Here is a 390-nt window from a genome sequence, read left to right as displayed (position 1 = left end):
TCGATGTCGTGGCCCTTGGCGCACCGCACCCAGCCTTTTTCCGAAAGCACCACGGTCACCGGTTCGGTGGGCATCAGCTCGGTTTCCGACAGCGCGCGGGCCTCGGCGCGGGCGACGATCGGCGAACGGCGGTCGGCGCCGTCGGTGTCGGCGTGCTTGATCCGCTCCTCCCGGCGCAGCTTCTTCAGCTTGGCCTCGCTGCCGAGCAGGGTCTGCAGGCGCTTCTGCTCCTTCAGCAACTCTTCCTGCTCGCCGCGGATCTTCATCTCTTCCAGGCGCGCCAACTGGCGCAGGCGGGTGTCGAGGATGTAGTCGGCCTGCACCTCGCTGAGTTCGAAGCGCTCCATCAGCACCGCCTTGGGCTGGTCCTCGGTGCGGATGATGTGGATC

The 390-nt window shown here is 66.9% G+C and carries 1 protein-coding gene; it reads right to left on the bottom strand.

What is annotated here, in order from left to right:
- The coding region (locus DK207_RS15660; protein ID WP_323480958.1) for a DNA gyrase subunit A at positions 1-390 on the bottom strand (390 nt) is incomplete at both ends.

The organism is Acinetobacter haemolyticus, from assembly GCF_900406815.1.
GTDB classification, from domain to species: Bacteria; Pseudomonadota; Gammaproteobacteria; order Pseudomonadales; family Moraxellaceae; genus Acinetobacter; species Acinetobacter haemolyticus_A.
Note: the sequence above shows the minus strand (reverse complement) of the source record. Positions and strands in the feature narration are given on the sequence as shown.